The sequence below is a fragment of the Bradyrhizobium sp. AZCC 1578 genome, assembly GCF_036924675.1.
Taxonomy (GTDB): Bacteria; Pseudomonadota; Alphaproteobacteria; order Rhizobiales; family Xanthobacteraceae; genus Bradyrhizobium.
Genome location: NZ_JAZHRZ010000001.1, coordinates 3,442,457 through 3,468,036 on the forward strand (window position 1 = coordinate 3,442,457; position 25,580 = coordinate 3,468,036).

The following is a 25,580-nucleotide window of genomic DNA, read 5'->3' on the forward strand; positions in this document are numbered from 1 at the left end:
CTTCACCAGACTCAGGCGCATTGTTCGCCTTGCCCTAGCCGAGCTTCGCAAAGGCGGGAGCATGCGCAATGATTCCCGTCGCCGTCGGAAGTTCGTTGCCTCCAAGCGGAAGGGCCATCAGATGCGGTCCGGCATAAGGTGAGATGAACCCGCTCGCCTTGCCGGCATCGAATCCAAAACGTCGATAGAAGGCAGGATCGCCGAGGACGAAGATTCCGGCCCAGGCGGCGGCCTCGCTGCGGGCGATTCCCTGGCGGATCAACCGACTGCCGAAACCTGTCCGCCGATATTCAGGCAGTACCGCGACGGGTGCGAGCGCGAGCGCTGGAAACGGCGCTTTCATCCTTGAGAGCATGATGTGGCCAACGACCGTTCCGTCATCAACGGCAACCAGCGAGAAAACGGAATCGCCGGCATCGCGGAGATCATCGACCAACCGCGCCTCGGCTGACCGACCGAACGCTACTTCTTCAACGAAGCGGATAGCCGCAACATCGCCGGGCGTTTCGGATCGGACAGTCATCGGTCACACCAGCATCGATTTGACCGATGCCGCCGCCTCGCGCAGGCGCGGCAGAAATTTCTCGACCATCTCTTCCGCGGACACGCGGTCGACATGCGCGCCCATGTTGATGGCGGCGATGATCGCGCCGTCGTAGCGGCGGACCGGCACTGAGACCGAACGGAAACCCGGCTCGGCCTCGCGATCGACCAGCGAATAGCCTTGCGCGCGATCGGCGACGATCGTCTTCAGGAGCTGCTTCTTGTCGGTGACAGTGAACGGTGTCAGCGGCGCAAGCTCCATCCGGTCGAGCGCGGCGGCCACTTCGTCATCAGCCAGCCGCGACAGCAGGACGCGGCCGACCGAAGTACAAAAAGCCGGCAGCCGGTAGCCGATATCGATGCCTGACGAGAAGATTCGCGTCGGGCTCGCGCGCGCGATGAAAACGACGTCGTTGCCGTCGAGGATCGCCATCGACGCGATCTCCTGCGCCTCAGCCGACAATCGATCAAGCGCTGGCTGCAGCACCGAGACGACATGGTTGGAGGCGAGATAGCTTGACGCCAGCACCAGCACGCGCGGCGTCAGGCGGAACAGCTTGCCGTCACTTGCGACAAAGCCGGCGCGTTCGAGCGTGAAAAGGATGCGCCGTGCGGTGGCGCGCGGCAGCTCAGCCGCCTTGGCGAGATCGCTCAGCGTCATCGGCTGCCGGCTGCCGCCAAATATTTCGAGCACGCGCAGGCCGCGGTCGAGGCTTTCGATGAAATCGGTCGCACTGCGGTTGTCAGCGTCCGCCGCGCGCTTAAGCTTGGGCATCGCTGCCTCCATAATCCGCTTGCCTCACGCCAAGCATACGTTAAAATCGCACAAAAGTTCAATAGGCGAACAAATCCAGCTAGCGGAGATCCTCGCCATGATGAGCCAGGAAGCGAACGACCTGATCACCCGCACCGGCCGCAAGGACCCGTGCGGCAAGCTGATGCGGATGTACTGGCAGCCGGCGGCGCTGGTCGACGAGTTGCAGGGACCGCGGCCGGTTCGCCCGGTCAAGCTGCTCGGCGAAAACCTCGTGCTGTTTCGCGACGAGCAGGGCCGCTACGGCCTGATCGACCGCCACTGTGCCCATCGCGGCGCCGACCTCGCGTTCGGACGGCGCGAGAATGGCGGGTTGCGCTGCGCCTTCCACGGCTGGCTGTTCGATGTCTCCGGCCAGTGCCTGGAGACGCCGGCGGAGCCGAAGGACTCAAAGCTGTGCCAAGGCATCAAGCAGCGCTCTTACCCCGTGGTCGAGAAGAGCGGCATCCTCTGGGCTTATCTCGGCGAAGGCGAACCGCCGGCGTTTCCGGAGATCGACTGTTTTGTGGCGCCCCACAGCCATACCTTTGCGTTCAAGGGGCATATCAACTGCAATTGGCTGCAGGCACTGGAAGTCGGCATCGATCCGGCGCACGCCTCCTTCCTGCATCGCTTCTTCGAGGACGAAGACACTTCCACCGCCTACGGCAAGCAGTTCCGCGGCGCATCCGCCGGCAGCGACATGCCGATGACGAAGATTTTGCGCGAATACGACAATCCGATCATCAACGTCGAGCACACCGAATATGGCCTGCGCCTGATCGCGCTGCGCGAACTCGACGAAGAGCGCACCCATGTGCGCGTCACCAACCAGCTTTTCCCGCACGGCTTCGTCATCCCGATGAGCACGGAGATGACGATCACGCAGTGGCACGTGCCGATCGATGACGAGAACTGCTACTGGTATGCGATCTTCACCTCTTACACGACGCCGGTCGACAAGAAGAAGATGCGCGACCAGCGCCTCGAACTGTACGAGTTGCCGGATTACAAGTCGCGCAAGAACAAGAGCAACGATTACGGCTTCGATCCGCACGAACAGGCGACCGCGACCTATACCGGCATGGGGACCGACATCAACGTCCACGACCAGTGGGCGGTGGAATCGATGGGCCCGATCCAGGACCGCACCAACGAGCATTTGGGACAATCGGACAAGGCGATCGTGCAGTATCGCCGCATGCTGCGGCAGGAGATCGAGAAGGTGGTCGGCGGCGAGAAGCCGATGCTGTTCCTCGACGCGGCACACGCGCGCAGCATTCAGGGTCCTGCCACCATGGACGGTATTGGACCGACGTTAGGGTGGGAAATCTACTGGATGGAAATTGACGTCAAGCGCCGCCGCGGCGCGCCTTGGGCGGCGCCGGTGCCGACCGAGATTGCCGGCAAGGTGCCCCACCTTACGGCGGCCGAATGATGATGCTCCCTCTTCCGTCATTGCGAGCGAAGCGAAGCAATCCATCGCGCCGCACGTGGAGGCATGGATTGCTTCGTCGCGTGGCTCCTCGCAATGACGGCTACCTCGGAGCAACACGTTGAGTTTCGTCGAACGTCACGGGCTGTGGTCGAACGAGCAGCAGGAGGCCGCGAGCCGCCTGCGCAAGATCGTCGAGGAGAAAAACCTCGAAGTCGTCCGCCTGTCATTCCCCGACCAGCACGGCATCCTGCGCGGCAAGACGTTGGTCGCCAGCGAGGCGATTGCCTCGCTGGAAAGCGGCTGCTCCATCACCACGACCATGCTCGCCAAGGACACCTCGCACAAGACGGTGTTTCCCGTATTCACAGCCGGCGGCGGGTTCGGCATGAAGGAGATGGAAGGCGCCGCCGACGTCTTGATGGTCGCCGACGCCACCACGTTTCGCGTGCTGCCGTGGGCGCCGACCACCGGCTGGCTGCTGTGCGATCTCTACTTCAACGATGGCCGTCCGGTGCCGTTCGCCACGCGGCATCTCTACCGCAAGGTGATCGATCTGCTCGGACAGCGCGGCTACGATTTCGTTGCTGGCCTCGAAGTCGAATTCCATCTCTTCAAGCTCGACGACGCGCATATGGCGCCGGAGGATGCCGGCCAGCCCGGACGCCCGCCATCGGTGAGCCTGCTGTCGCACGGCTACCAGTATCTCACCGAGCAGCGCTACGACCAGATGGAGCCCGCGCTGGAAATCATCCGCCGCGACGTGCTGGCGCTCGGCCTTCCCTTGCGATCGGTCGAGGTCGAGTTCGGGCCGAGCCAGTGCGAATTCACCTTCCAGCCGACCAAAGGCCTCGTGCCCGCCGACAACATGGTGCTGTTCCGCTCGGCCGTAAAACAGATCGCGCGCCGCCATGGCTATCACGCGACCTTCATGTGCCGGCCGAAACTGCCGAACGTGTTCGCTTCGGGCTGGCACCTGCACCAATCGCTGGTGTCACGCGCGAGCGGCGAGAATGCGTTCATGGCCGGCGACAAGGGCGAGGTGCTGAGCCCGTTTGGACGCGCCTATCTCGCGGGGCTCCTGGAGCACGCCCGCGCATCCACCGTATTCACGACGCCGACCATCAACGGCTACAAGCGCTACCGCTCCTATTCGCTGGCGCCGGATCGCGCGATCTGGGGCCGCGACAACCGCGGCGTCATGATCCGCGTGCTCGGCGGTCCGGGCGATGCGGCCACACGGCTGGAAAACCGCATCGGCGAGCCCGCGGCGAACCCGTATCTTTACATGGCCTCGCAGATTCTCTCAGGCCTCGATGGCGTCGACCGCAAGCTCGATCCGGGGCCGTCAGCGGATGCACCGTACGAGACCAAGGCGGCGTTGTTGCCGAAGAGTTTGCGCGAGGCGGTGTTCGCGCTGCAGGACGATCCGTTTTTCCGGCAGGCGCTGGGGGCGGAGTTCGTGGACTATTACGTCCACATCAAGAACGCGGAGATCGAGCGGTTTCAGGCCGAAGTGTCGGACTGGGAGCATCGCGAATATTTCGAGATGTTTTGAGGCTGGGGATTCTCTCGTCGCCCCTGCGAACGCAGGGGCCCATACGCCGCGGCCGGTGGAATGGGCACGCGGGGAGACGGCTGAGTTTCAGCAATGTATGGTAGTGGTTATGGGTCCCTGCGTTCGCAGGGACGACGGCAGAGGTAGCTTAAATCCCGAGATACCGGTGCTGCAGGTCCGGCTCCGCAATCAACTGCTCTGATGTCCCCGTCCACACCGTTCGCCCGCGCTCGATGATGTAGTGGCGATCGGCGATGCGGGAGAGGTTGGCGACGTTCTTGTCGATCACCAGCACAGATTGGCCGCGGCCCTTCAGCATCGACAGGCAGTTCCAGATCTCCTCGCGGATCAGCGGTGCGAGGCCTTCGGTGGCTTCGTCGAGGATCAGAAGCTTCGGGTTGGTCATCAGCGCGCGGCCGATCGCCAGCATCTGCTGCTCGCCGCCCGACAAAGTCACGCCCATGTTGTTGCCGCGCTCGGCGAGCCGTGGAAACAGCGCGTGGATCTTGTCGATGGTCCAGGGATCGGGATTGCCTGAGCGGTTGCCCGAAGCCGCCACCAGATTCTCGTAGACTGTCAGGTTCGGAAAAATCTGGCGGCCTTCCGGCACCAGACCGATGCCGAGTTTTGCTATTCTGTAGGATGGCAGGCTGCGCACTTGCTCACCCGCGAAGCGGATCGTGCCCGCGCGAGCCGGCGTCATGCCCATGATGGAGCGGATGGTCGTGGTCTTGCCCATGCCGTTGCGGCCCATCAGGGCGACCATCTCGCCCGACTTTACCTTCAGCGACAGGCCGAACAGCACCTGGCTGAGACCGTAGCAGGTCTCGATGCCTTCAACTTCGAGCAGGGTTTCGGCGGTTTTTGATTCAGCCATGGCTGACCACCACATGCTGGTCGCCGAGATAGGCGCGCTTGACTTCCTCGTTGTTGCGGATGGCATTGGGATCGCCTGAGGCAATGACGCGGCCATAGACCAGCACGGTGATGCGGTCGGCCAGCGCGAACACCGCTTCCATGTCGTGCTCGACCAGCACGATGGTGACTTCCTTTCGCAATTCCTTGAGCAGCGCCACCATGCGCGCGGATTCGGTGACGCCGAGGCCGGCCATCGGCTCGTCGAGCAGCAGCAATTGCGGCTTGGTGGCGAGCGCCACCGCAAGCTCGAGCTCGCGCTGTTCGCCGTGGCTCAATTCCGACACCAGCACGTCGGCGCGCCTGGCGAGCCCTACTCGCGCGAGAGCCGCCTGCGCCGCGTCGCGCAGATGCCTCTCCTTGCGCGCCGAGCCCCAGAAGCGGAACGAGTGGCCGTCATGCGCTTGCGCCGCCAGCGCGACATTATCGGCTGCGGTAAAATCCGGCAGCAGGCAGGTGATCTGGAACGAGCGCGCCAGGCCAAGCCGGCTGCGCTGATAGGACGGCAGCCGCGTGATCTCGCGGCCGGCGAAGTGAATGGTGCCGGAATTCGGCATCAACTGTCCGGTCAACTGGCTGATCAGCGTGGTCTTGCCGGCGCCGTTGGGCCCGATGATGGCATGCAGTTCGCCCGGCACGACATCGAGAGACAGATTGTCGGTGGCTTTGATGCCACCAAAACTTCGGACCAGGTTGTCTACACGGAGCAGAGGATCAGCCACGGCTCAACCTCCCGAGCAGGCCCATGATGCCGCCGCGCGCGAACAGCACGATCAGCAGCAATAGCGGGCCCATGATCAGCGCCCAATATTCGGTGAATTGCGACAGGACTTCTTCCAGCAGGAGGAACACGATGGTGCCCAAGACGGGACCGAACAGCGAGCCCATGCCGCCGAAGACCACCATCACCATGAGTTCGCCGGAGCGGGTCCAGTACATCCCGGCCGGGCTGATGAAATCGGTGTTGTTGGCGAGCAGCGCCCCGGCGAGGCCGCAGATGGTGCCCGAGATGACGAAGCAGACGAGCCTGTAGCGGTTAGCGTGGAAGCCGATCGCCTGCATGCGTTGTTCGTTGGAACGGACGCCCTGCACCACCATACCGAATCGGGAATTGACGATGCGCCAGATCAGATAGACGCCACCGAACAGGCAGGCCAGGCAAAGGTAGTAGAACTGCACGCGGTTCGACAGGTCGATCAGGCCACCGAAAGTGCTGCGCTTGTAGATGGTGAGGCCGTCGTCGCCGCCATAGCGAGAGAGGCCCGAGGCGATGTAATAGGCCATCTGCGCGAAGGCGAGCGTGATCATGATGAAATAGACGCCGCGTGTGCGGAGGCTGAGCGCACCGATCACGAGCGCATAAAGCGCCGACAGCGCCAGCGCAACCGGCCACTGGATGAAGCCGGAGCCGATGCCTTCATGGGCGAGGATGCCCACCGCATAGCCGCCAATGCCGAGATAGGCGGCGTGGCCAAAGCTCATCATGCCGCCATAACCCATGATGAGATTGAGGCTCGCGGCCGCCAGCGCGAAAATGACGATGCGGGTGAACAGCGTCAGGATGAAGATGTTGCCGGTCAGTGCCGAATAGGCCGGCAGCAAGGTGAGGCCAAGCGCGACGAGCGCCACGATGACGTTGCGGGCGTTGATGTGAGATTTCATCGCTTGGCAGCCGGAAACAGCCCCTCAGGCCGCACCACGAGGACGATGGCCATCAGGAGATAGATCAGCATCGACGACAGTGCGGGCGCGGCGGTGGAAGCGGCGGCGGAACTCAGCACGGTGCGCAGGAGATCGGGCAGGAAGGCGCGGCCGAGCGTATCGATCATGCCGACGAAGATCGCGGCCATGAAGGCGCCGCGGATCGAGCCGATGCCGCCGATCACGATGATAACGAAAGCGAGGATCAGGATATTCTCGCCCATGCCGATCTGCACGGTCAGGATCGGCGCCTGCATCAGCCCGGCAAGGCCTGCGAGCGCCGCGCCAAGTCCGAACACCAGCGTGAACAACAGTTTGATGTTGATGCCGAGCGCGCCGATCATTTCACGGTTGGAGGCGCCGGCGCGGATCAACATGCCGATCCTGGTCCGCATCACCACGATATAAAGCAATGCCGCAACCGCCAGCGCGACCACGATGATCGACAGCCGGTAGGCCGGATAGAACACGCCGGGGACGATCTGCACCGGGACGGTCAGCCAGGCCGGCAGCGGCAGCGACAGGCCGGCGGGGCCCCAGATCAGCCGCACCGCGTCGTTGAAGAACAGGATCAGCCCGAAGGTCGCCAGCACCTGATCGAGATGGTCACGGCCGTAAAGATGTCGCAGTGCGATGAATTCGAGCGCGATGCCCAGTAGCAGCGTGGCGCCGAGCGCCAGCAATATGCCGAGCACAAAACTATTCGTCCAGGCGACAAAGGTCGCCGCGAAATAGGCGCCCATCATGTAGAGCGAGCCGTGCGCCAGATTGACGAAGTCCATGATGCCGAACACGAGCGTCAAGCCGGCCGCCAGCAGAAACAGCAACAGGCCGAACTGCAGGCCGTTCAGCGATTGTTCAACGAGGACGAGCATGAACCTAAAACTCTAGACCTAACAAAACAGCGGCAGCACATCTGCGCCGCCGCCATTTTTCTTGTTGGGCGGATGATCTGTCGTTAACCGCCCCCGGGTCAAGCCCGAGGGCGCGCTCCGGCGATCATGCACCGGCCATGCCAACAATCACTTCTTCATCGGACATTTGTCGTGGAAGCGATCCTGGTCGTCCTTGACGATGGTCGCCACCGTCTTCAGCGAGAGCTGGCCGTCGGCGTCCTTGACCACGTCCTGCAGGTAGAAATTCTGGATCGGAATGTGGTTGTTGCCGTATTTGAACGGGCCGCGCACGGACTTGAAGTTGGCCTTCTCCATCTCGGCCTTCATCTCGTCCTTCTTCGAGGTGTCGCCCTTCACCGCGACCACCGCGCTGTTGATCAGGTTCGCGGCGTCATAGGACTGCGCGCCGTAGAAGGTCGGGCGCAGGCCGGTGTGCTTCTTGCGGTAGTCCTCAACGAACTTCTTGTTCTCGGGGAACGGCAAATCGTTGACCCATTGCTGCGCGCCGGGCACGCCGATTGCATTGTCCTTCTGCAGCGGCAGCGACAATTCGTCGATCGTGAACGCAGTATAGAGCGGGATCTGCCCCTTGAGGCCCGCCTGGGCGTATTGATTGAGGAACTGGACGCCGGCCGCGCCCGGATAGAACACGAAGATCGACTCGGCCTTGGAATTCTTCGCCTTGGTGAGCTCGGCGGAGAAGTCGAGCTGGCTCGGCCACACCGTATACTCCTCGCCGACGACCTGGCCCTTGAAGGTGCTCTTGACGCCGGCCAGCATGTCCTTGCCGGCGGCATAGTTCGGGCCGATCAGGAACACTGACTTCACGCCCTTCTGGTTCATGTAGGTGCCGACCGCCTGCGGAGTCTGGTCGTTCTGCCAGGAGGTCGAGAACACGTAAGGCGAACAGAGATCGCCGGCGAGCTGCGAGGGACCGGCATTGGACGTGATCAGGAAGGTCTTGCTGTCGACCGCGGTCTTCAGCGACGCCAGCAGCACGTTCGACCAGATGTAGCCGACGACGAAATCGACCTTGTCGGACTGGATCAGCTTCTCGGTCTTCTGCTTGCCGACATCGGGCTTCTGGCCGTCGTCTTCATAGATCACCTCGACCGGCTTGCCGCCCATCTTGCGGCCGAGATGGTCGAGCGCCAGCTCGAACGAGTTGCGCATGTCGTTGCCGATCACAGCGGTCGGGCCGCTGAAGGTCGAGACAAAGCCGATTTTGATGGTGTCGCCAGCGAGCGCGGGCTGCGCCAGCGCCAGAATTGTTGCGCCCGCCAGCCAGAATGCCTTTTTCATAATCACTCCCCTCCTGTTTATCACTCAAAACCCGGTCAACCGGGCGACCGGCAACGCTTGCTCCGCGCGCCTCTTATCTGTGAGGTATTTTGTGCGCGAAATCGCCGGTCAGCGGCAAGCATGAACCCAAGGCTCCGGTTAGAACCTTCGGCGCATGCTTAAGCCACCTGCACCATAATTCGTGGATGGCGGGGATGGCAAGAAATATAATGCCGGTTGCCCCGGACAGACCAAGGGACCGGCTGGGGGCTACCTGACATTTTCAATCTCCCCTCGCCTCCATCCATGAAAGGCTCGAGATCAATATCGAGGACGCCCGGCAGCGCCGTCTCACAAATCATTTTAGGCTTAAAACAATTTTTCGCAAGGGTGGAATCGCGTATTCCCACCTTCACCATCCAGAAGCGCTCGTTCAGATCAGATATTCAGCGCCATCGATGACGTAAGGCGCGTGGCGGAAATCCCTGATGGTCGCGACCTTGCCGGCCGACCAGCCCAGCAGCACGAAATATTTCGGCTTGGCATCGCCTTCGTTGGGATCGAACACCAGGATCGCGGGACGTCCCTCCACCAGGCCCGGCACCAGGTGCCAGTCGCTCACTTTGTCGTAGTTGCCGAAATAGCGGGACACTTCGGCCTTGCCACGCAAGTGGGTTCTGCTGACGAGATCGAGCCTGACATCGTCTGTAATCATAGCGCGGATCGCGTCGAAATCGCGGGCGTTGAAATGGGCAACATAGGCGCCGAGCCGCTCGCGATCGGCGTCGGATAGTTTTTGTGGCGGCGCGTCGTCCGGCTCGTCGGCGATTTCCCGCAACTGCGCGCGGCCGCGATGCAGCGCGGCCTTGGCCGCGGGCAGGCTGCAATCCATCACCTCGCAGACTTCCTTCAGCGAGCAGCCGAGCACGTCCATCAGGATCACGCTCGCACGCTGTGGCACCGGCAATCGCATGAAGGTGCGCAAGGAGGTCGCGGCGATCTGGCGGCTCGCCACGGCATCGAGCTGGTCAACGATCATGTCCACCTCCGCTGGTCCCCGGAGCGCCTCCTGGCGCTTGCGCCGGCGCAGGAAATCCAGCGCGGTGTTGTGCGCAATGCGAAACAGCCAGCCTTCGGGATTGCCGAGCGTGCCGGCGGAGGCATGCGCCTCCACCGCCTTGATCATGGCATCCTGCAGCACGTCCTCGCCGTCGATGACGGAGCCCACCATGCGCGCGCAATAGCGATGCAGCTTTGGGCGCATCGCCACCAACAGGCGCTCGATGTCGAAGGCGGCGGACGTCTCGGGAACCACTGTCATTCAGACTCCGGCAAGCGCGTTCTCGGTCTCGCGCAACATGCGATAATTGCCGACGACGGTCACGCCTTTCGGCAGTGGCGGTTCGGCGCAACGCTCGCGAATGCCGTTCTGGAATGCCTGAAACGCCGCCAGTTTCGGCAAGGCGCTGGAGCCGTCATCGGCTGCGGTCTCGACGAAATGGATGAACGTATCATCCTCCAGCCGCAGCGACAGATAGCGAAAGCCCTCCGGCTGGGCCGCCTGCAATTCGGCGAACACCGCCGCCACCAATTCGGCGTTCCTGTCGCTCATTTCCGGCTTGGTTTTGTACCTGATCACGGTTTGTCTCATGGCTTTCTCCTCATTTTGCGGCCATCTCGACCCCAAGGACGTTTGGGAACGGGCAAAGGATGCTGTGGCAGGAAATTTATTTTGCCGTCGTCCCTGCGAACGCAGGGACGACAGCGTGATACGCTTTCGCTATCGACCGATTGACAAAGGCGTATTGGAGCGGAGCCGCAAATGGCTACATAGTCCAAGGCGTTGAGACATCTGAAACCGGGGTCGCATTCCCATGACGACAGTGCCGAAAGAACCCCATCACGTCGTGATCGTCGGCGCCGGTTTCGGCGGTCTGGAGACCGCCTTTGGCCTCGCCGGGGCGCCGGTCCGGATCACGCTGATCGACCGCCGCAACCATCATCTCTTCCAGCCGCTGCTCTACCAGGTCGCGACCGCTTCGCTGGCGACGTCGGAAATCGCCTGGCCGATCCGCTATCTCTTGCGTGACCGCCCCGAAGTGACGACGCTGTTTGCCAACGTGAATGGCGTCGATGCCGCGGGAAAGCGCGTGCTGCTTGAAGACGGCGAAACGATCGCCTACGACACGCTGATCCTCGCCACCGGCGCCCGCCACGCCTATTTCGGCCACGATGAATGGGAGCCGTTCGCACCGGGCCTGAAGACGCTGGAGGATGCCACGACACTGCGGCGGCGCATCCTCGTCGCCTTCGAGCGCGCCGAGCGCGAGAAGGATCCGGCGCGGCGCGCGGCGCTACTCACCTTCGTCATCATCGGCGCCGGCCCGACCGGCGTCGAAATGGCCGGAACGATCGCCGACCTCGCCAAGGACACGCTGCCGCCGGACTTTCGCAACATCGATACCCACAAGACCCGCGTTATCCTGATCGAGGCCGGCCCGCGCGTGCTCGCGGGCTTTCCCGAAGACCTCTCCTCCTATGCGCAGCGCGCGCTGGAGGAACTCGGTGTCGAGGTGGTGCTGGGGCAGCCGGTTACGGAATGTGCGATCGACGGCGTCGTCTATGGCGGCAACCGGCTCGAGGCCAGGACCATCGTCTGGGCGGCCGGCGTGCGCGCCTCGCGCGCGGCGGAATGGATGAACGCGCCCGCCGACCGCGCCTACCGCCTGAAGGTCGAGCCTGATCTGACCGTGCCCGGCCATCCCGATGTCTTTGCCATCGGCGATACCGTGACGATCGCCGGCCCCGACGGCAATCCCGTGCCCGGCATCGCGCCGGCAGCCAAGCAGCAGGGGCGCTATGTAGCGGCGCTGATCAAGGCGCGCCTCTCCGGCGGCACGCTGCCACCGTTCCGCTACAAACATGCCGGCAGTCTCGCGCAGATCGGCAAGAAGAAGGCCGTGATCGACTTCGGCCGCATCAAGCTGCGCGGCAATCTCGCCTGGTGGATATGGGGCATCGCCCACATCTACTTCCTGATCGGCCTGCGCAACCGCCTCAGCGTCGCCTTGAGTTGGCTGTGGATTCACGCCCGCGACCAGCGCGCCGCGCGGCTGATCACGCAGGGCTCGAGCAAGGTCACGGGATAGGTTTCGCTCCGCAGGGATCGCGCGGGCGGAACTCCTCACGGCGCACAGGCAAAACTGGCCGCACTACTCGTCGGCCCCGATTCGTAGTGCGGCCATGCCGGCCATTGGCACAACGGCAGTGCGCGCGTGGTCTCGAACGCCGGCGCTTCGACCTTCTGCTCGATCACCTCGAGATCGCCGGGCGCCTTGCCGTTCTCGACCCAGTCGACCAGCACGGCCAGCATATCGACATTGGCGGGCGCGCCGGAGCCGACATGGTCGACACCGGGCGCCGTGTAGAGGCGGGCGAACTCTGCGGTCTTCTCCTTGCCCAAGGTGCGCTGCACGTTTTCGAAATAGCGGATTCCTGCGTAAGGGCTCTGGGCGTAGTCGGCCATGTTTTCGAGAACCACGAGCTTGCCGCCGCGCGCGGCAAAGCGGCTGAGGTCCGGATTGGTCGAATCCATCAACCGCGATACCCGCAGCAGCCGCTCCTTGTGATCCTCGGGCCTGTAGGTCGTGACGTCGAGCTTCGGGTCGCGCGCGAAGACATATTGGATGCCGCCCGCGCCGTAGATCCAGGCGATGCCGTTGGCAGGGGCCGGCGGCTGCGCCGGCGCCGCCTTGCCGAGCCACCAGGCGATCCAGCCGCCGGTCGGACCGAAGGCGGGAATGTTTTCGCCGGAAACGCCCCAGCCGGGATAATCGTCGAGGCCGTTCTCCAGCGGGAACGAGAACTTGTACGTCGAATGCAGCGTCCTGATCGCCGCGATCTGCGCCTCGCTCAGGCACTGATCGCCGCTTTGGCCCGCCGCGCAACGCAGTGTGTCCGGCTGGAATTTCGCCTTGCAGCCGACGGGGTCCAGCACCAGCGAATCCTCGGCGCCGTCCGCCTTGTCGCAGGCAGCAAGCACCGCCTTGGCCACGAGCTCGACCTGCGCGGGACGAATCCAGCCCTCGCCCATGGTGGCCAGCCCCGACCGCGTCCCGGCATGCTGCAATCCGACCCAGTTGATGACGGGCACGCGGGCAAAGATGCCGTCGAAGTCATCGGGATAGCGCTGCGCCATCGTCAGCCCCTCGCGGCCGCCTTCCGACGATCCCATGAAATACAATTTGGCCGGCGGGTTGCCGTAGGCGCGCAGCATCAGGGCAACCGCGGCGTCGCGCACGCGCTTGTAGGAACGATGGGCGAAATTCTCAAAGGCCTCGTCGTTGAGCGCAAACGTCTGCGGCGGCTCGCCCGGCTTGGTCTCGTGGCCGGAATCGGTGCCATAGGTGACGAACCCGCGCGCCAGCGGCGACGGCGCGCCGAATGGATACGCCGGCGGCAAGGCAAGCCCGGTAATCAGCACGCCGTTGAAACCGCCGCCACCATATTGCAGCGAGCGGCCGTTCCACTCGACCGGAAGATTCACCTGAAATTTGATCGGCGGCGCCTTGGGATCGGCCGGCGCGATCTGGCCGAGGACCTTGCAGAATTCCGGATTGGCAGGCGTGATGCGCGCCGCCGGCGTCGGTGCTCTTTCGGCGACGGCAAGCGGCGACGGCGCGACCATGGTCGCAGAATCAATCCGCACGGCATTGTCGACCGGCCGGATAAGGTCGCCGCAGGTCGCGGCGGGATCGCCGACCATCTTTGCGGCCGTGGCGTCGACGGCAAAGAACGAGGTCGCAGCCGCCAGCAAAGCCAATTGGATGCGAATTTGGAATCTGAGGCGTTGCATCGTTTCTCCCTTCGCTGTCGCAGCCGTGTTCTTGACCGGCCATCAGGCTTACAATGGTTCAGACCACGCGGGCGTCAATCGAAATAAGACGAGGCAAGATTAGCGTCGACGTTTGACATCCGTTGTGCCGCGGCACCCCAACCATAGCGGATGCTTCGCATCGGCGTTCTTCGAAAGAACGGCGGCCACAGGCCGCCTATGCCTCCCCGCAATTACCCGCAAGCGGGAGAGGAAGGGCAGCGGAGCATTACTTCACCAGCGAGCAGCCGCCGTCGGCGAGCGGGCGGAAGGCCTGGTCGGCCGGAATGGTCGAAACCAGTTTGTAGTAGTCGTAGGGATATTTCGACTCTTCCGGCTTCTTCACCTCGAACAGGTACATCGGGTGAATGACGCGACCGTCCTGGCGGATGGTGACATCGCCGAACAGTTTGTCCTTGCCCTTGAACTTCTTCATCTCAGGCACCGCATCCTTGGCATGGTCGCTGCCGGTCGCCGCCACCGCGTTGAGATAGGCGAGCGTGGAAGCATAGACGCCGGCCTGATTGCCGCTCGGCATCTTGCCGTTCACGCCCGGCCGCGCTGCGAAGCGCTTTGCAAACGCGCGGGTGTTTTCATCCATGTCCCAGTAAAACGCCTCGAACAGTTGCAGGCCCTGGCCTACCTTCAGCCCCATGCCATGGACGTCGTTGATGAACAGCAGGAACGCCACCATCGTCTGTCCGCTTTGCTGAAGGCCGAACTCGGCCGCCTGCTTCACCGCGTTGACGGTGTCGCCGCCGGCATTGGCGAGACCGATGACCTTGGCCTTGGAATTCTGCGCCTGCAGCAGAAGCGAGGCAAAGTCCGGCGTGTTGAGCGGATGCTTGGCCGAGCCCAGCACCTTGCCGCCGTGCTTTTCGATGTAGTTGGTGGCCTCGGCCTCGATGCCCTGGCCGAGCGCAAAATTCACCGTGATGAAGTACCATTCCTTGCCACCGCGCGCCATCATCGCCGCCGCGGTCGAGTTGCCAGTCGCCCAGGCGTCATTGACCCACTGGATCGTGTTCGGCGAGCAGGCCTTGCCGGTCAGGTCGGAGCTCGCCGTCGACGACGCAAGAAACGTCATGCGGCTATCGCGCAGCAGCGAGTTGATGGTGAGCCCAACGGCGGAATTCGGCACGTCGACCACTGCATCGACGCCATCGACGTCGAGCCATTTGCGCACGATCGCCGAACCGACGTCGGCCTTGTTCTGGTGATCGGCATAGACGATCTCGACCTTGATACCCTTGCCACCGCCGTTGAAATCTTCCGCCGCCATGCGCGCGGCTTCCACCGAGCCCATGCCGTTGGTGTCCTGGAAGATACCGGAAATGTCGTTCAGCACGCCGACGCGCACGACATTGTCGGAAATTTCCGCGCGCGCCGCGCCCGACGCCACGCAAGACAAGGCAAGCGCGAGACCTAACCTTAAACCCCTCATCGTTCTCTCCCTTTCGAATTTGATCTTGAGCGTTCCCGGACTTCGCCGGGTTTGACTTCAGTTCAGGTGATTAGGCCGTCACAATTGCCGGTCCGGCAGATTGAGAACCAGACCATCGAGGTCGGCAGCCAACTTGATCTGGCAGGACAGCCGGCTGTTGGCCCGCCGTTGGGCCGCGGCGCCGTCCAGCAACGCGTCCTCGTCGTCGCCCATGGCCGGCAGGCGGGCGAACCAGCCCTCGTCGACATAGACGTGGCAGGTGGCGCACATCGCGTTGCCGCCGCATTCGGCCAGAATTCCACCGACATCGTGGCGCGTCGCCGCCTGCATCGCGCTTTCGCCGTCGCTGGCATCGATGCGCTGCGCCCGGCCGTCAGGGTGAACAAACGCGATGCTCGGCATGGGTGGTCCGTCAGGCCGGAGAAATGGTGATAGGGAGACTTTCGAGGCCGCGCAGCGTGTTGTTGTAGCGGCGCTTCACCGGGCCTGATATCTTGATACTTGCAACCTTGCGCGCGATCGCCGCCAGCATCACCTCGCCTTCGAGGCGTGCGAGGAGCTGGCCAACGCACATATGAATGCCCGAACCGAACCCGACATGGCCGGAGGTGCGGCGGGTGATGTCGTAGCGATCAGGATTTTCCCAGCGTCGCGGATCGCGGTTGGCGGCACCAAGGAACATCAGAACCTTTTCGCCTTCGCCGATGCGACGACCTGCGAGTTCGACCTCCCGCGTCGTGGTGCGGAAAAAGGTCTGCACCGGGCTCTCGAAACGGATCGCTTCCTCGAATGCGTTGCGCGCCAGCGTCGGATCGCTGCGCAGCCGCGCAAGCTGATCGGGAAAGCGCGCCAGGCAGTACATCGCAGCGCCGATGCCGTTGACGGTGGTGTCGAGCCCGGCCGAAAGCAGCGAGCGCACCAGCAGTGGCGCCTCTTCCGCCGTGATGTCGCCGGCGTCGGCGCGCGCATGGATGCAAGCGCCGAAGCCGCCGGGCGCAAGATTTTCGCGCTGGCACTGCGCGGCGACATAGGCCTGATGGGGCGCGGAACGCTCGATCGCCTCCTGGCGCAACTGGTTCGGCGGCCCAAACGCGTTGAAGACCAGGCTCGCATAGGGCAGCAGATTCTCCCGCCCCTCCTGCTTCAGGCCCATCGCATCAGGAAATACCGAGAGCGGATAGGCCTCCGCGAGATCGGCAACCGCATCGAACCTTCCGCGCGCCAGCAGTTCGTCGACCTTGGCCGCGGCCATCGCCGTGAATTGTTCGCGGACCTGCTTCATGGCGGTCGGCGACAGCACCTGGGCGAGCACCGCGCGTGTCCTGGTATGCGCCGGCGGGTCTGCTTCAAGGATGATGCTTTGCGGTCGCCACGGCTTTTCCTTGGCAAAATCGCTCAAGCCGACGCCGCGGCTCGAGCAGAAGGTCAGGGGGTCGTTGAGGACGGCGTGCACCTCGGCATAGCGGGCGACGCCATAGACGCCCCACTTCTCGAGCCAGACCACCGGCCCGGCCTCGCGGAGAACGTCGTGGATCCGGTGCGGATCCTCGAAAAACTCGGTCGAGAACGGGTCCACGTCCAGACGGGGCACGCCGGCCGGCGCACTCCGCTCCGGGGTTGCAGAATCTATCCGGGATGTCGCGCTCATGTGGGTCTCCTGCATAATGTCCTTGCAGAGCGGTGTGCGCTGTCTCTATGTCTGGAACGCTGGAGCAGCGTCGGAAAAGCATGAGCAGGAACAGACAGGCGCGCGCGCCCCGTGTGGGCGCGGCAGGCAGGAGCGGACGGGCCGAGCAGGTGCTCGACCTCGACCGTTACGTTCCGGCCCTCATCACCTTCATCGCCAACAAATTGTCGCGTAGCGCGACCGTGGTCTATCAGAAGCGCTTTGGGGTCAACGTCACGGAATGGCGGATATTGTCGCTGCTCGCGATCGAGCCGGAAATTTCGGCGGCGCGGATCTGCCACGTGATCGGTTTCGACAAGGGACCCGTGAGCCGGACGCTGGCCGGCATGGAAGAACGCGGGCTGGTCAGCATCAGGGCCGACCGCGAGGACGGCCGCACCCATTCGATCTCGCTGACCCCGAAGGGCTATGCCACCCATGATCAGGTCATCGCGGTCGCGCTCGAACGCGAACGCCGCCTGCTCTCCTGCTTGAGCAAGCCGGAGCGGGAGACCCTGATCGCGCTGCTGCTGCGGGTGCACGGCAATCTCGACGCCGTGAAGGGCGCGGGCGAAGTCGATACGCGGAGCTGAGCGGCGCGCATTAGCCGCGCCGCGGCGACCACACTGCGCGCGCGACATCGCATTGCGTCGTGACGATCCGACACACCCAAACATCCGTTTCTCCCTGTGCGGCCCGGCACTCTCCGTGCTCTGCGATCGGCCGCCTTGTGGAAATACGCTCGCACAAATTAGTTGCCTTGGCAACATACACACTCGACGATCGATTTTCGGACCCGGCCGATTCCTGCCGGCCGCCGCCGGTCAGATCATCTCTTGACGAGTGGGCAGTTGCCGTCGCTTTCGGGACGAAACGCCTGATCGCCCGGAATCATAGCGACGACCTTCAACAGATCCCATTTCGACGTGGATTCGTCAGGCTTCTTCACCTCAAGCAGAAACAGCGGATGAATCTTACGCCCGTCTGCGCGGATGGTTCCCTTGCCGAACAGCGGATCGTCGGTCGGCATCGCCTTCATCGCCGCGACAACGGCCTTGCCGTCGGCGGCGCCGCCGATCTTGTCGACGGCCTTCAGATAATGCAGCACCGAAGCATAGACGCCGGCCTGCATGTCGTTCGGATAATTCTTTTGCGGATGGCGTTCGGCGAACCGTTTTGCAAAAGCGCGCGTGCCTTCGTTCAAATCCCAATAGAACGGATTCATGATCTGCGCGCCCTGGGCTGCCTTCAGGCCGAGCGCAGGAATTCCGTTCATGCCGAGGATCAGCCCGACCAACTTCTGCTTTTGCGTCAGCCCGAACTCCGCCGCCTGCTTGATCGAGGTGATGGTGTCGTCACCGGCATTCGCCACGCCGACGATGTCGGCGCCCGAGGCCTGCGCCTGCAGCAGGAACGAGGCATAGTCGGCTGTGCCGAGCGGATGGCGCACGGCGCCGAGCACTTCGCCGCCGGAGGCCTTGACGCCTTCCATCGCCTGCTTCTCCAGGTCGTGGCCGAAGGCGTAATCGGCGGTCAGAAAGAACCATTTCTTGCCGCCTTGGGCCACCACGGCTTTGCCAAGGCCGCGGCCATAGGCGTAGGTGTCGTAGGTCCAGTGCACGGTATTCGGCGTGCATTTCTCGCCGGTGAGAAGCGCGGTGCCGGCGCCGGAGCCGATGAAGACCTTGTTCTTCTGCTCGCTCATATTGGCGACCGCGAGCGCAATCGCCGAGTTCGGCAGGTCGAAGATGGCGTCGATGCTTTCGGTATCGTACCAACGCCGCGCGATGCCGACGCCGACGTCGGTTTTGTTCTGATGATCGGCGGTGATGACGTTGACCGGCTTGCCGGCGGCCTTGCCGCCATAGTCCTCGACCGCCATTTGCGCGGCGATGACCGAACCGATGCCCTGGTAGGTCGAGAACACGCCCGACTGGTCGTTGAGCACGCCGATCCGGACGCGGTCCTGGGCCTGGGCTTGGACTTGGGAAGCGCCTGCGAAGACTCCGCCGAGCGCGACCACGAGCATTCCTGTGCGAAAAAGCTGTCGCATGCGTTCCCTCCTGTATGGAAAAGGCGGCCTTCTCGGCCGCTTCAAAATTACTTATAACTTATAAGCATTTTGAGGATTGTCAATTCACGTGATGCCGTGCGAGCTTTTGCCCATGGAACGAATCGGAAAAATTTCGGCGCGCAACGGCAACGGAGCGGCCAGACCGGCCGAGCCGGACTCGGCGCGAAAACTCGATCTCACCGCGCTGCAGCAGACCCCGGGATTCATGATCCGGATCCTGCAGTTGGAGAACTTCGAGGCGTTCTATCCGTATTTCGAGTCCCTGAACCTTTCGCCGCTCGAATATGCCATCCTGGTTACGGTGCGGGACAACAAGACGGTGACGCAGAGCGAACTCGCCGCCGTGTTGAAGATGCAGCTCCCCAACCTCGTGAAAATCCTGTCACGGATGGAGGAAACCGGCGTCTTGAAGCGGAAGCGATCCGCGCGGGACAAGCGCGCGGTCGAGCTCAGCCTCAGCGCGGCGGGCGAGAGGCGCGCTGACGAGGCCAGCCGGCTTGGCGAGAGCTTTAATGCCCAGACGCTTTCCGCGCTCAGCAAGAGCGAGCAGACGGCATTTCTCCAGATGCTGGTGCGGCTGGTCGAGGCGCACAAGCACGCGGCGTCCCGACGCTCCTAGCGTTTCAGCCAGCGCAGCCGATCCATTCGGTTGATGAATCGTCATCCAGCGTTACCACTGCGCTCGCGCGCCGCGTCAGCACCGCACGCTGGTTGATATAGCCCTTGTCGGTGATCTCGCCGCCGTCGACGGACGCGGGTTCGGCCAGCAGCAGCGCGCGCGTTGCGTGACCGGACGAGTTGCCGCTTTGCGCCTTTAGGTTCGCAAGGCCCTGCGCGATCGCTGCGCGAACCCGGTCGTGGCCGATCACATCTTTCACGTCGGCGCTGTCGGGCAAGCCGGCATGTGCACGGCAGGCCGCAATATTCGGAAATACCAGGAAGCGAACCTCGTCGCCGCCATGGCCGGTCACGACGATATCCTGCGCCAGCGGCGCCAGAGCAGCGATGCCGGCGATGCGCAACGTGCCGACGCTGACCCAGGTGCCCGAATTGAGCTTGAAGTCCTCGGCGACGCGGCCGTCGAAGAACAGCCCGAGTTCGGGACGCGCCGGATCGGCAAAGGTCACGGCGTCGCCGATGAGATAAAAACCCTCTTCGTCGAACGCCTGCGCGGTCAATTCCGGCGCCTTCCAGTAACCGGGCGTGACATTCGGACCGCGCACCCGCACCTCGAGCTTGTCGCCTGATGGCACCAGCTTTAGTTCGGTGCCTGGGATCGGCACGCCGATATTGCCGGAACGTTTCGCCTGGAAATGGCAATCGGTGGCGAGCGGCGAGGTTTCGGTCGAGCCCCAGGCCGACACCATCGACAGCGCCCGCCCCACCGTCTCGATCGAGAGTTCTTCCAGCGCGTCCCAGAGATTCTGCGGCAAGGCTGCGCCGGCGTAGAAAGCGAACTTCACCTCGCTGAAGAACTTTTTGCGCAGTTCGTCGTCGCTGCGCAGCGCCGCGATCAGCATGTCAAAACCGCGCGGCACGTTGAAATAGACAGTCGGCATCACGCTTCGCAGATTGGCGAGCGAGGTCGCGAACAACCCCGGTGCCGGCTTGCCGCCGTCGACATAGAGCGTGCCGCCGTTGCGCAGCACCAGATTGAAATTGTGGTTGGCGCCGAAGGTGTGGCTCCAGGGCAGCCAGTCGAGGATCACGAGATCCTCGCCGATATTTTCGAGGAACGTCCAGGTCTGCGCCTTGGCCTGCTGGCTGGAGGTCAGCATGCGCTGGGTATTGATCACGGCCTTCGGCGTGCCGGTCGAGCCCGAGGTGAACAGGAATTTTGCGATCGTGTCCGGCGTGATCGCGGCAAAGGCCTTTTCGACATCGGGCGTTTCCGGCGTTGCCGTGATGGCGCGGAAGGAGATCGCGTCGCCCGCGTCCGCACTGCCGCTAACGATGGTGGACGAATGCAGCGGCTTGATCGCCGCCAGCGCCGCGGCAAACGGCTTTGTGCCGGAAACATAGATGGCGCCCGGTCCGAGCAGCGTGACCATGCTCTTGAGCTTGTCGAAATCCTTGGACATCAGCGAATAGGCCGGCGAAATCGCGGCCGACGGCACGCCGACATGCTGGGCGGCGAGCGCGAACAGCGCGTGCTCGACGCTGTTGTCGGAAAGGATCACCAGCGGACGCTCGGCGCTCAAGCCTCGCGCAAGGATCCAGGCGGCTGCCGAGCGCACCTGCTTCAACGCATCCTTGTAGGTAACGGTGTTCCACGGCGTATCAACGCTGGCGCGATCGGCGAGAAAGATTCGGTCCGGCGCCTGCCGCGCCCAATGCTCCAGCCAGTCGCCGATACAGCGCGCACTCGGCCGCAGCGGCGTGGTCGACCTCACCAAGATGCTGCCATCGGTCCGGCGATCGGCAACGATCGCCGGCGTCGCGAATAGATTTTGGGAATCGGCACCGCTGATGGCGGCGATGGTCATGGGCTTCCTCCTGCCGCCTCGAAAGGGCTGGCTTGACGCCAATGTTGAGCACAACAATTGTTGTCGTCAACAACAATCTTCCCCTTGGCCGCGTGAAGCGCTAGAAGGGAACGATGGCGAGGAACAGTCAGGCACCCAGAATTGCCAAGTCACGAATAGCCAAGTCACGCGCTGGTATTCGGCCGCGCCCCGGCCGCGCGCGAAGCGAAAACGGCAACGCGCACAGCGATCTGATGAACGGCGAAATCGGCCTCGACGCGCTGGCGGGCCACGCCGGCTATGCGGTGCGGCGCTTTCAGATATGGATCTTCCAGGATTTCATTCGTACGCTCGGCGCCGTCGATATCCGCCCCACGCAGTATTCCGTGATGACGGTGATCGGCGCTAACCCGGGGCTGAGCCAGATGGCTGTTGCAAAACGGCTCGGCATCGAGCGCGCCCGGCTGGTGCACCTCCTGGATAGTCTTGAACAGCGCGATCTCGTCAGCCGCGTCAAATCCGCCACCGACCGGCGCTCCCACGCGCTGCACCTGACCGCGCGCGGCCGGACGGCGCTGGCGCAGTTCAAGCGGCTTGCCGCCGAACATGAGCGCCATGTGGCCGAGAAGATCGGCAAGGAGAACCGGGAGAAACTGCTGCAGATACTCTCGGACTTCACCTGATCGCGGCTGGCGCCAGGCCTTGGGCTGAGTCGCCTAAGTTTTAGGCAGTCTCCAGTAACGGCCGGCGCTCATGGCATGCGCAGTCGTCCCGTAAGTGCATGAAACTGCAAATCTATATTTGAGCGTTGGCTCGACTAAGCGATTGTACACAATGGCACATCGCTTGCTTCAGCTTGGTAACCTTAGTCCGGGTAACCTTGCTCGCTGGAGTTTTGCTGCCATGGGGTCCGACGCGCCTGAAACCGTTGCTGCCATTGTCGCCGCGCACCGCGCCGGCGCGATCACCCCGGCCCAAACCGTCGCGCGCTGCTATCAGCGCATCCGCGACCATAATGATCCCGCCGTGTTCATCAGCCTGCGCGACGAGAAGGATGCGGTGGCGGAGGCCGAAGCGCTGGCCTCGAAAGATGCGGCATTGCTTCCGCTGCTCGGCGTCCCGGTCGCAGTGAAGGACAATATCGACGCGCTGGGCTTAGCGACCACGGCGGCCTGCCCGGCCTTTTCCTTTTTCCCCGCGCAGGACTCGACGGCGGTCGCAAAGCTGCGGGCGGCCGGCGCCATCGTTATCGGCAAGACCAATCTCGACCAGTTCGCGACCGGCTTGGTCGGCGTCCGCTCGCCCTATGGTATTCCCGTCAATCCGATCCGCGCCGATCTCGTGCCGGGCGGATCGAGTTCAGGATCGGCGGTGGCGGTTTCCGCCGGCCTCGTGCCGCTTGCGCTCGGCACCGACACCGCGGGCTCGGGCCGCGTGCCGGCGATGCTCAACAACATCGTAGGACTCAAGCCGAGCCTTGGGCTGATCTCCAACGCCGGGCTGGTCCCGGCCTGCCGCACGCTGGACTGCGTTTCGGTTTTCTCGCTCACCGTCGACGATGCGATGACCGCACTGGCTGCGATGGCGGGCGCCGACTGTGCCGATCCGTTTTCGCGCGACCGGCCGCTGGGACCGATGTCGGCATTTCCCGAGAAACTCCGGCTCGGCGTGCCGCGCAATGGCCAATTGATCTTCTTTGGCGACGCGGCTTCCGAGAAAGCCTATGGCGAGGCGCTCAAGCGCTGGACGGCGCTCGGCGCCACGCTGGTCGAGTTCGACCTCGAACCCTTTTATGAGACCGCGCGGCTGCTTTACGAAGGCCCGTGGGTCGCCGAGCGATACCTTGTCATCCGCGACCTCCTGGCATCCTCGCCGGATTCGATTCATCCGGTGACCCGCGAAATCACCGCCGCCGGCGCGCGGCTGACCGCCGCCGACACCTTTGCTTCACTCTATCGGCTGCAGGCGCTACGACGCACAGCCGAGCGCAGCTTTGCCCATTTCGACGCGATGGTGCTGCCGACGGCGCCGACCGCCTATTCGACCGCGCAGGTGCTGGCCAATCCGATCGAGCTCAACAGCCGGCTCGGCACTTACACCAATTTTGTCAACCTGCTCGACCTCTGCGGCCTCGCGTTGCCGGCCGTGATGCGCGCGGACGGCATTCCGTTCGGCATCACGCTGCTGGCGCCCGCGGGACGCGACGCGCAGCTCGCCAGCATCGGGCGGGTGTTTCATGCCCACACCCAACTGAAGATGGGAGCCAAGGGGCTGATGCAGCCGCCGCTCGTTTCGTTGCCGGCAGCCGCGAGCGGCGATGAAATCACCCTCGCGGTGGTCGGCGCGCATCTTTCCGGCATGGCGCTCAATGGCGAGTTGCAGGTGCTCGGCGCCCGCCTGATCGAGGCGACCGCGACCGCGCCGGACTACAAGCTCTACGCGCTCGACACGGTGCCGCCGAAACCCGGCATGCTGCGCGTGGAGCAAGGCGCGGGCAGTTCGATCAAGCTCGAGCTTTGGGCGCTGTCGGCGACAGCCTTCGGCAAATTCGTAGCCGCAATCCCGCCGCCGCTCGGGATCGGCACGATCCGGCTCGCCGACGAAAGAGGCGTGAAGGGATTTCTGGTCGAGCCTGCCGCCATCAACGGCGCGCGCGATATTTCAACCTATGGCGGCTGGCGCGCGTTCATGGCGGAGAAGGCGACGGCTTGAGCCGTCATTGCGAGCGAAGCGAAGCAATCCACCCCTCCGCGTATGCGGAACGATGGATTGCTTCGTCGCTTCGCTGCTCGCAATGACGAGCGTCTACACCGACACCGCGTAAATTTCGTACTCCCCGCGCACCAGTTCGATATGCGCGCGCATCGCGGCCGCAGCGCCCGCCTTGTCGCCGCGCATGATCGCGACCACGACGCGGTCGTGCTCGGCATGCGATTTTGCCAGCCGCCCGAGATTGCGGAATTGAGCGCGGCGGAATGGCTGCACGCGCACCCGCGTCGCCAGCGTCATCTCGGCGATGTAGCTGTTCTGCGAACCGGCATAGATCGCGTTGTGGAAACGCTCGTTGACTGCGTGAAAGCGTTCGGGATTGCCGGCATGGCTCAGCACCCGCAATTCTTCATGGATCGCCTCCAGCTTCTGACGGTCCCCTGGCGGCATCCGTTCGGCCGCGAGCCCCGCGCACAACGCTTCCAGCTCCGCCATCGCTTCGAACATTTCGGTCAGGCGGTCCAGCGACGGCTGCGCCACCACCGCGCCGCGATGGGCCCGCGCCTCCACCAGGCCGCTCGCCACGAGTTGTCGCAGGGCCTCGCGCACCGGCGTGCGCGACACGGCAAAGCGCCGGGCGATATCGGTCTCGTCGAGCGCCGATCCCGGCGGCAGCACACCGCGCACGATCTCGTCGGCGAGCTGCAGCCGCAGTTCTTCTGCGCGCGTGACCTTGTCCCGCTGCGACGAAGGGCGATCGACGCGGCGAACCGTGGCTTCCGGCAGATCTTCCAGACTCATGCCTTTTGATCCATTTGCTTGGAAGACGTTTGCTCGCAAGATTCGGGCTCGTCGATCATGCTGACATGGGCCGCGACGATCTTCCAACCTTCGGGAAACCGTATCCAGGTTTGCATCTGCCGCCCGACCCTTCCGGGTGCTCCGTCGCGATAGAACAGCGTGGAGGCGACGGCGGTATCGCGGCCATAGGTCGTGATCACCGTCTTGTCGGTCCGCCGCATCAACCCGACCGGCGAGCGCGCGGCGCGGAACGCCATGATGGCGTCGTAGCCGTAGAGATTTTCGCCGATGCCATAGCGCAGCGTGCGGGGATCGTCGCGGAACAATTCGTCCAGCACCGCCACGTCGTTCGACACCAGCGCCTTTTCGTAGCGTTCGAACTGCGCGGTGACTTCGGCGAGCACGTCGGGAAGATCGATCTCCATG

Annotated in this window: 24 protein-coding genes; 7 read left to right on the forward strand and 17 right to left on the reverse strand. The window is 63.6% G+C overall.

The features are described from left to right. Positions 1-34 precede the first annotated feature (34 nt). Both V1290_RS16410 and V1290_RS16415 read right to left on the reverse strand, forming a co-directional pair. Positions 35-523, reverse strand: a complete 489-nt coding sequence (locus V1290_RS16410; RefSeq protein WP_334365377.1) for a GNAT family N-acetyltransferase — start codon at positions 521-523, stop codon at positions 35-37. Between the two features lie 3 nt (positions 524-526). Then, positions 527-1,318 carry an IclR family transcriptional regulator domain-containing protein gene (locus tag V1290_RS16415; protein ID WP_334365378.1) on the reverse strand — a complete coding sequence of 264 codons (792 nt, stop codon included), beginning with the start codon at positions 1,316-1,318 and terminating at the stop codon, positions 527-529. A gap of 97 nt (positions 1,319-1,415) precedes the next feature. Here V1290_RS16415 and V1290_RS16420 point away from each other — a divergent pair, with 97 nt between their 5' ends. Both V1290_RS16420 and V1290_RS16425 read left to right on the forward strand, forming a co-directional pair. Next, positions 1,416-2,774: an aromatic ring-hydroxylating dioxygenase subunit alpha gene (locus V1290_RS16420; RefSeq protein WP_334365379.1), complete on the forward strand. Its 1,359-nt coding sequence runs from the start codon at positions 1,416-1,418 to the stop codon at positions 2,772-2,774. Positions 2,775-2,892: 118 nt separating this feature from the next. Next, positions 2,893-4,329, forward strand: coding sequence for a glutamine synthetase family protein (locus V1290_RS16425; protein WP_334365380.1), 1,437 nt, complete (start codon positions 2,893-2,895; stop codon positions 4,327-4,329). Positions 4,330-4,477: 148 nt separating this feature from the next. Here V1290_RS16425 and V1290_RS16430 read toward each other — a convergent pair whose 3' ends face one another. The 7 genes from V1290_RS16430 to V1290_RS16460 all read right to left on the reverse strand — a co-directional run bounded on the left by V1290_RS16430 (position 4,478) and on the right by V1290_RS16460 (position 10,773). Further along, positions 4,478-5,206 (reverse strand): ABC transporter ATP-binding protein, encoded by a 729-nt coding sequence (locus V1290_RS16430; RefSeq protein ID WP_334365381.1) that lies wholly within the window; start codon positions 5,204-5,206, stop codon positions 4,478-4,480. Then, positions 5,199-5,966 carry an ABC transporter ATP-binding protein gene (locus tag V1290_RS16435; RefSeq protein WP_334365383.1) on the reverse strand — a complete coding sequence of 256 codons (768 nt, stop codon included), beginning with the start codon at positions 5,964-5,966 and terminating at the stop codon, positions 5,199-5,201. Before V1290_RS16435 ends, V1290_RS16430 begins: the two co-directional genes overlap by 8 nt. Further along, positions 5,959-6,906: a branched-chain amino acid ABC transporter permease gene (locus V1290_RS16440; RefSeq protein WP_334365384.1), complete on the reverse strand. Its 948-nt coding sequence runs from the start codon at positions 6,904-6,906 to the stop codon at positions 5,959-5,961. Before V1290_RS16440 ends, V1290_RS16435 begins: the two co-directional genes overlap by 8 nt. Further along, positions 6,903-7,820 carry a branched-chain amino acid ABC transporter permease gene (locus tag V1290_RS16445; protein ID WP_213289778.1) on the reverse strand — a complete coding sequence of 306 codons (918 nt, stop codon included), beginning with the start codon at positions 7,818-7,820 and terminating at the stop codon, positions 6,903-6,905. The genes V1290_RS16440 and V1290_RS16445 overlap by 4 nt, the downstream gene beginning before the upstream one ends. 147 nt (positions 7,821-7,967) lie before the next feature. Then, the gene (locus tag V1290_RS16450) at positions 7,968-9,143 is read right to left on the reverse strand and encodes an ABC transporter substrate-binding protein (RefSeq protein WP_334365385.1); all 1,176 of its coding nucleotides are present in this window, start codon (positions 9,141-9,143) and stop codon (positions 7,968-7,970) included. Between the two features lie 412 nt (positions 9,144-9,555). Next, positions 9,556-10,443 carry a sigma-70 family RNA polymerase sigma factor gene (locus V1290_RS16455; RefSeq protein WP_334365386.1) on the reverse strand — a complete coding sequence of 296 codons (888 nt, stop codon included), beginning with the start codon at positions 10,441-10,443 and terminating at the stop codon, positions 9,556-9,558. After that, positions 10,444-10,773 carry a hypothetical protein gene (locus V1290_RS16460; protein WP_334365387.1) on the reverse strand — a complete coding sequence of 110 codons (330 nt, stop codon included), beginning with the start codon at positions 10,771-10,773 and terminating at the stop codon, positions 10,444-10,446. A gap of 223 nt (positions 10,774-10,996) precedes the next feature. On the opposite strand from V1290_RS16460, the gene V1290_RS16465 reads away from it, so the two are divergent. Further along, positions 10,997-12,271 (forward strand): NAD(P)/FAD-dependent oxidoreductase, encoded by a 1,275-nt coding sequence (locus V1290_RS16465; RefSeq protein WP_334365388.1) that lies wholly within the window; start codon positions 10,997-10,999, stop codon positions 12,269-12,271. 35 nt (positions 12,272-12,306) lie between these two features. Here the strand turns inward: V1290_RS16465 and V1290_RS16470 are convergent, their stop codons facing one another. The 4 genes from V1290_RS16470 to V1290_RS16485 all read right to left on the reverse strand — a co-directional run bounded on the left by V1290_RS16470 (position 12,307) and on the right by V1290_RS16485 (position 17,087). After that, complete coding sequence (locus V1290_RS16470) at positions 12,307-13,977, reverse strand: tannase/feruloyl esterase family alpha/beta hydrolase (RefSeq protein ID WP_442894991.1); 1,671 nt, start codon at positions 13,975-13,977, stop codon at positions 12,307-12,309. 247 nt (positions 13,978-14,224) lie between these two features. After that, positions 14,225-15,439, reverse strand: coding sequence for an ABC transporter substrate-binding protein (locus tag V1290_RS16475; RefSeq protein WP_334365389.1), 1,215 nt, complete (start codon positions 15,437-15,439; stop codon positions 14,225-14,227). A gap of 78 nt (positions 15,440-15,517) precedes the next feature. Continuing rightward, positions 15,518-15,841, reverse strand: coding sequence for a 2Fe-2S iron-sulfur cluster-binding protein (locus V1290_RS16480; protein WP_334365390.1), 324 nt, complete (start codon positions 15,839-15,841; stop codon positions 15,518-15,520). A 10-nt stretch (positions 15,842-15,851) separates the two neighbouring features. Continuing rightward, positions 15,852-17,087, reverse strand: coding sequence for a cytochrome P450 (locus V1290_RS16485; RefSeq protein ID WP_334365391.1), 1,236 nt, complete (start codon positions 17,085-17,087; stop codon positions 15,852-15,854). A gap of 80 nt (positions 17,088-17,167) precedes the next feature. Here V1290_RS16485 and V1290_RS16490 point away from each other — a divergent pair, with 80 nt between their 5' ends. Next, positions 17,168-17,698, forward strand: coding sequence for a MarR family winged helix-turn-helix transcriptional regulator (locus V1290_RS16490; protein ID WP_334365392.1), 531 nt, complete (start codon positions 17,168-17,170; stop codon positions 17,696-17,698). A 236-nt stretch (positions 17,699-17,934) separates the two neighbouring features. On the opposite strand, the gene V1290_RS16495 is transcribed toward V1290_RS16490, so the two are convergent. Beyond that, positions 17,935-19,134 (reverse strand): ABC transporter substrate-binding protein, encoded by a 1,200-nt coding sequence (locus V1290_RS16495; protein WP_334369051.1) that lies wholly within the window; start codon positions 19,132-19,134, stop codon positions 17,935-17,937. Between the two features lie 136 nt (positions 19,135-19,270). Here V1290_RS16495 and V1290_RS16500 point away from each other — a divergent pair, with 136 nt between their 5' ends. Beyond that, positions 19,271-19,798 (forward strand): MarR family winged helix-turn-helix transcriptional regulator, encoded by a 528-nt coding sequence (locus V1290_RS16500; RefSeq protein ID WP_334365393.1) that lies wholly within the window; start codon positions 19,271-19,273, stop codon positions 19,796-19,798. A 4-nt stretch (positions 19,799-19,802) separates the two neighbouring features. Here V1290_RS16500 and V1290_RS16505 read toward each other — a convergent pair whose 3' ends face one another. Beyond that, positions 19,803-21,665 carry a feruloyl-CoA synthase gene (locus V1290_RS16505; RefSeq protein WP_334365394.1) on the reverse strand — a complete coding sequence of 621 codons (1,863 nt, stop codon included), beginning with the start codon at positions 21,663-21,665 and terminating at the stop codon, positions 19,803-19,805. A gap of 113 nt (positions 21,666-21,778) precedes the next feature. On the opposite strand from V1290_RS16505, the gene V1290_RS16510 reads away from it, so the two are divergent. Beyond that, positions 21,779-22,327, forward strand: coding sequence for a MarR family winged helix-turn-helix transcriptional regulator (locus V1290_RS16510; RefSeq protein ID WP_442894992.1), 549 nt, complete (start codon positions 21,779-21,781; stop codon positions 22,325-22,327). A gap of 220 nt (positions 22,328-22,547) precedes the next feature. Continuing rightward, entirely contained in the window at positions 22,548-24,356 is a 1,809-nt protein-coding gene (gene atzF, locus V1290_RS16515) for an allophanate hydrolase (protein ID WP_334365395.1), read from the forward strand. A 93-nt stretch (positions 24,357-24,449) separates the two neighbouring features. Here atzF and V1290_RS16520 read toward each other — a convergent pair whose 3' ends face one another. Together V1290_RS16520 and hpxZ are read right to left on the reverse strand one after the other, a co-directional pair. After that, on the reverse strand, positions 24,450-25,154 hold the full coding sequence (locus tag V1290_RS16520; protein ID WP_247512078.1) for a GntR family transcriptional regulator: 705 nt from the start codon (positions 25,152-25,154) through the stop codon (positions 24,450-24,452). After that, positions 25,151-25,579: an oxalurate catabolism protein HpxZ gene (gene hpxZ, locus V1290_RS16525; protein ID WP_334365396.1), complete on the reverse strand. Its 429-nt coding sequence runs from the start codon at positions 25,577-25,579 to the stop codon at positions 25,151-25,153. Before hpxZ ends, V1290_RS16520 begins: the two co-directional genes overlap by 4 nt. Position 25,580: the final 1 nt, after the last annotated feature.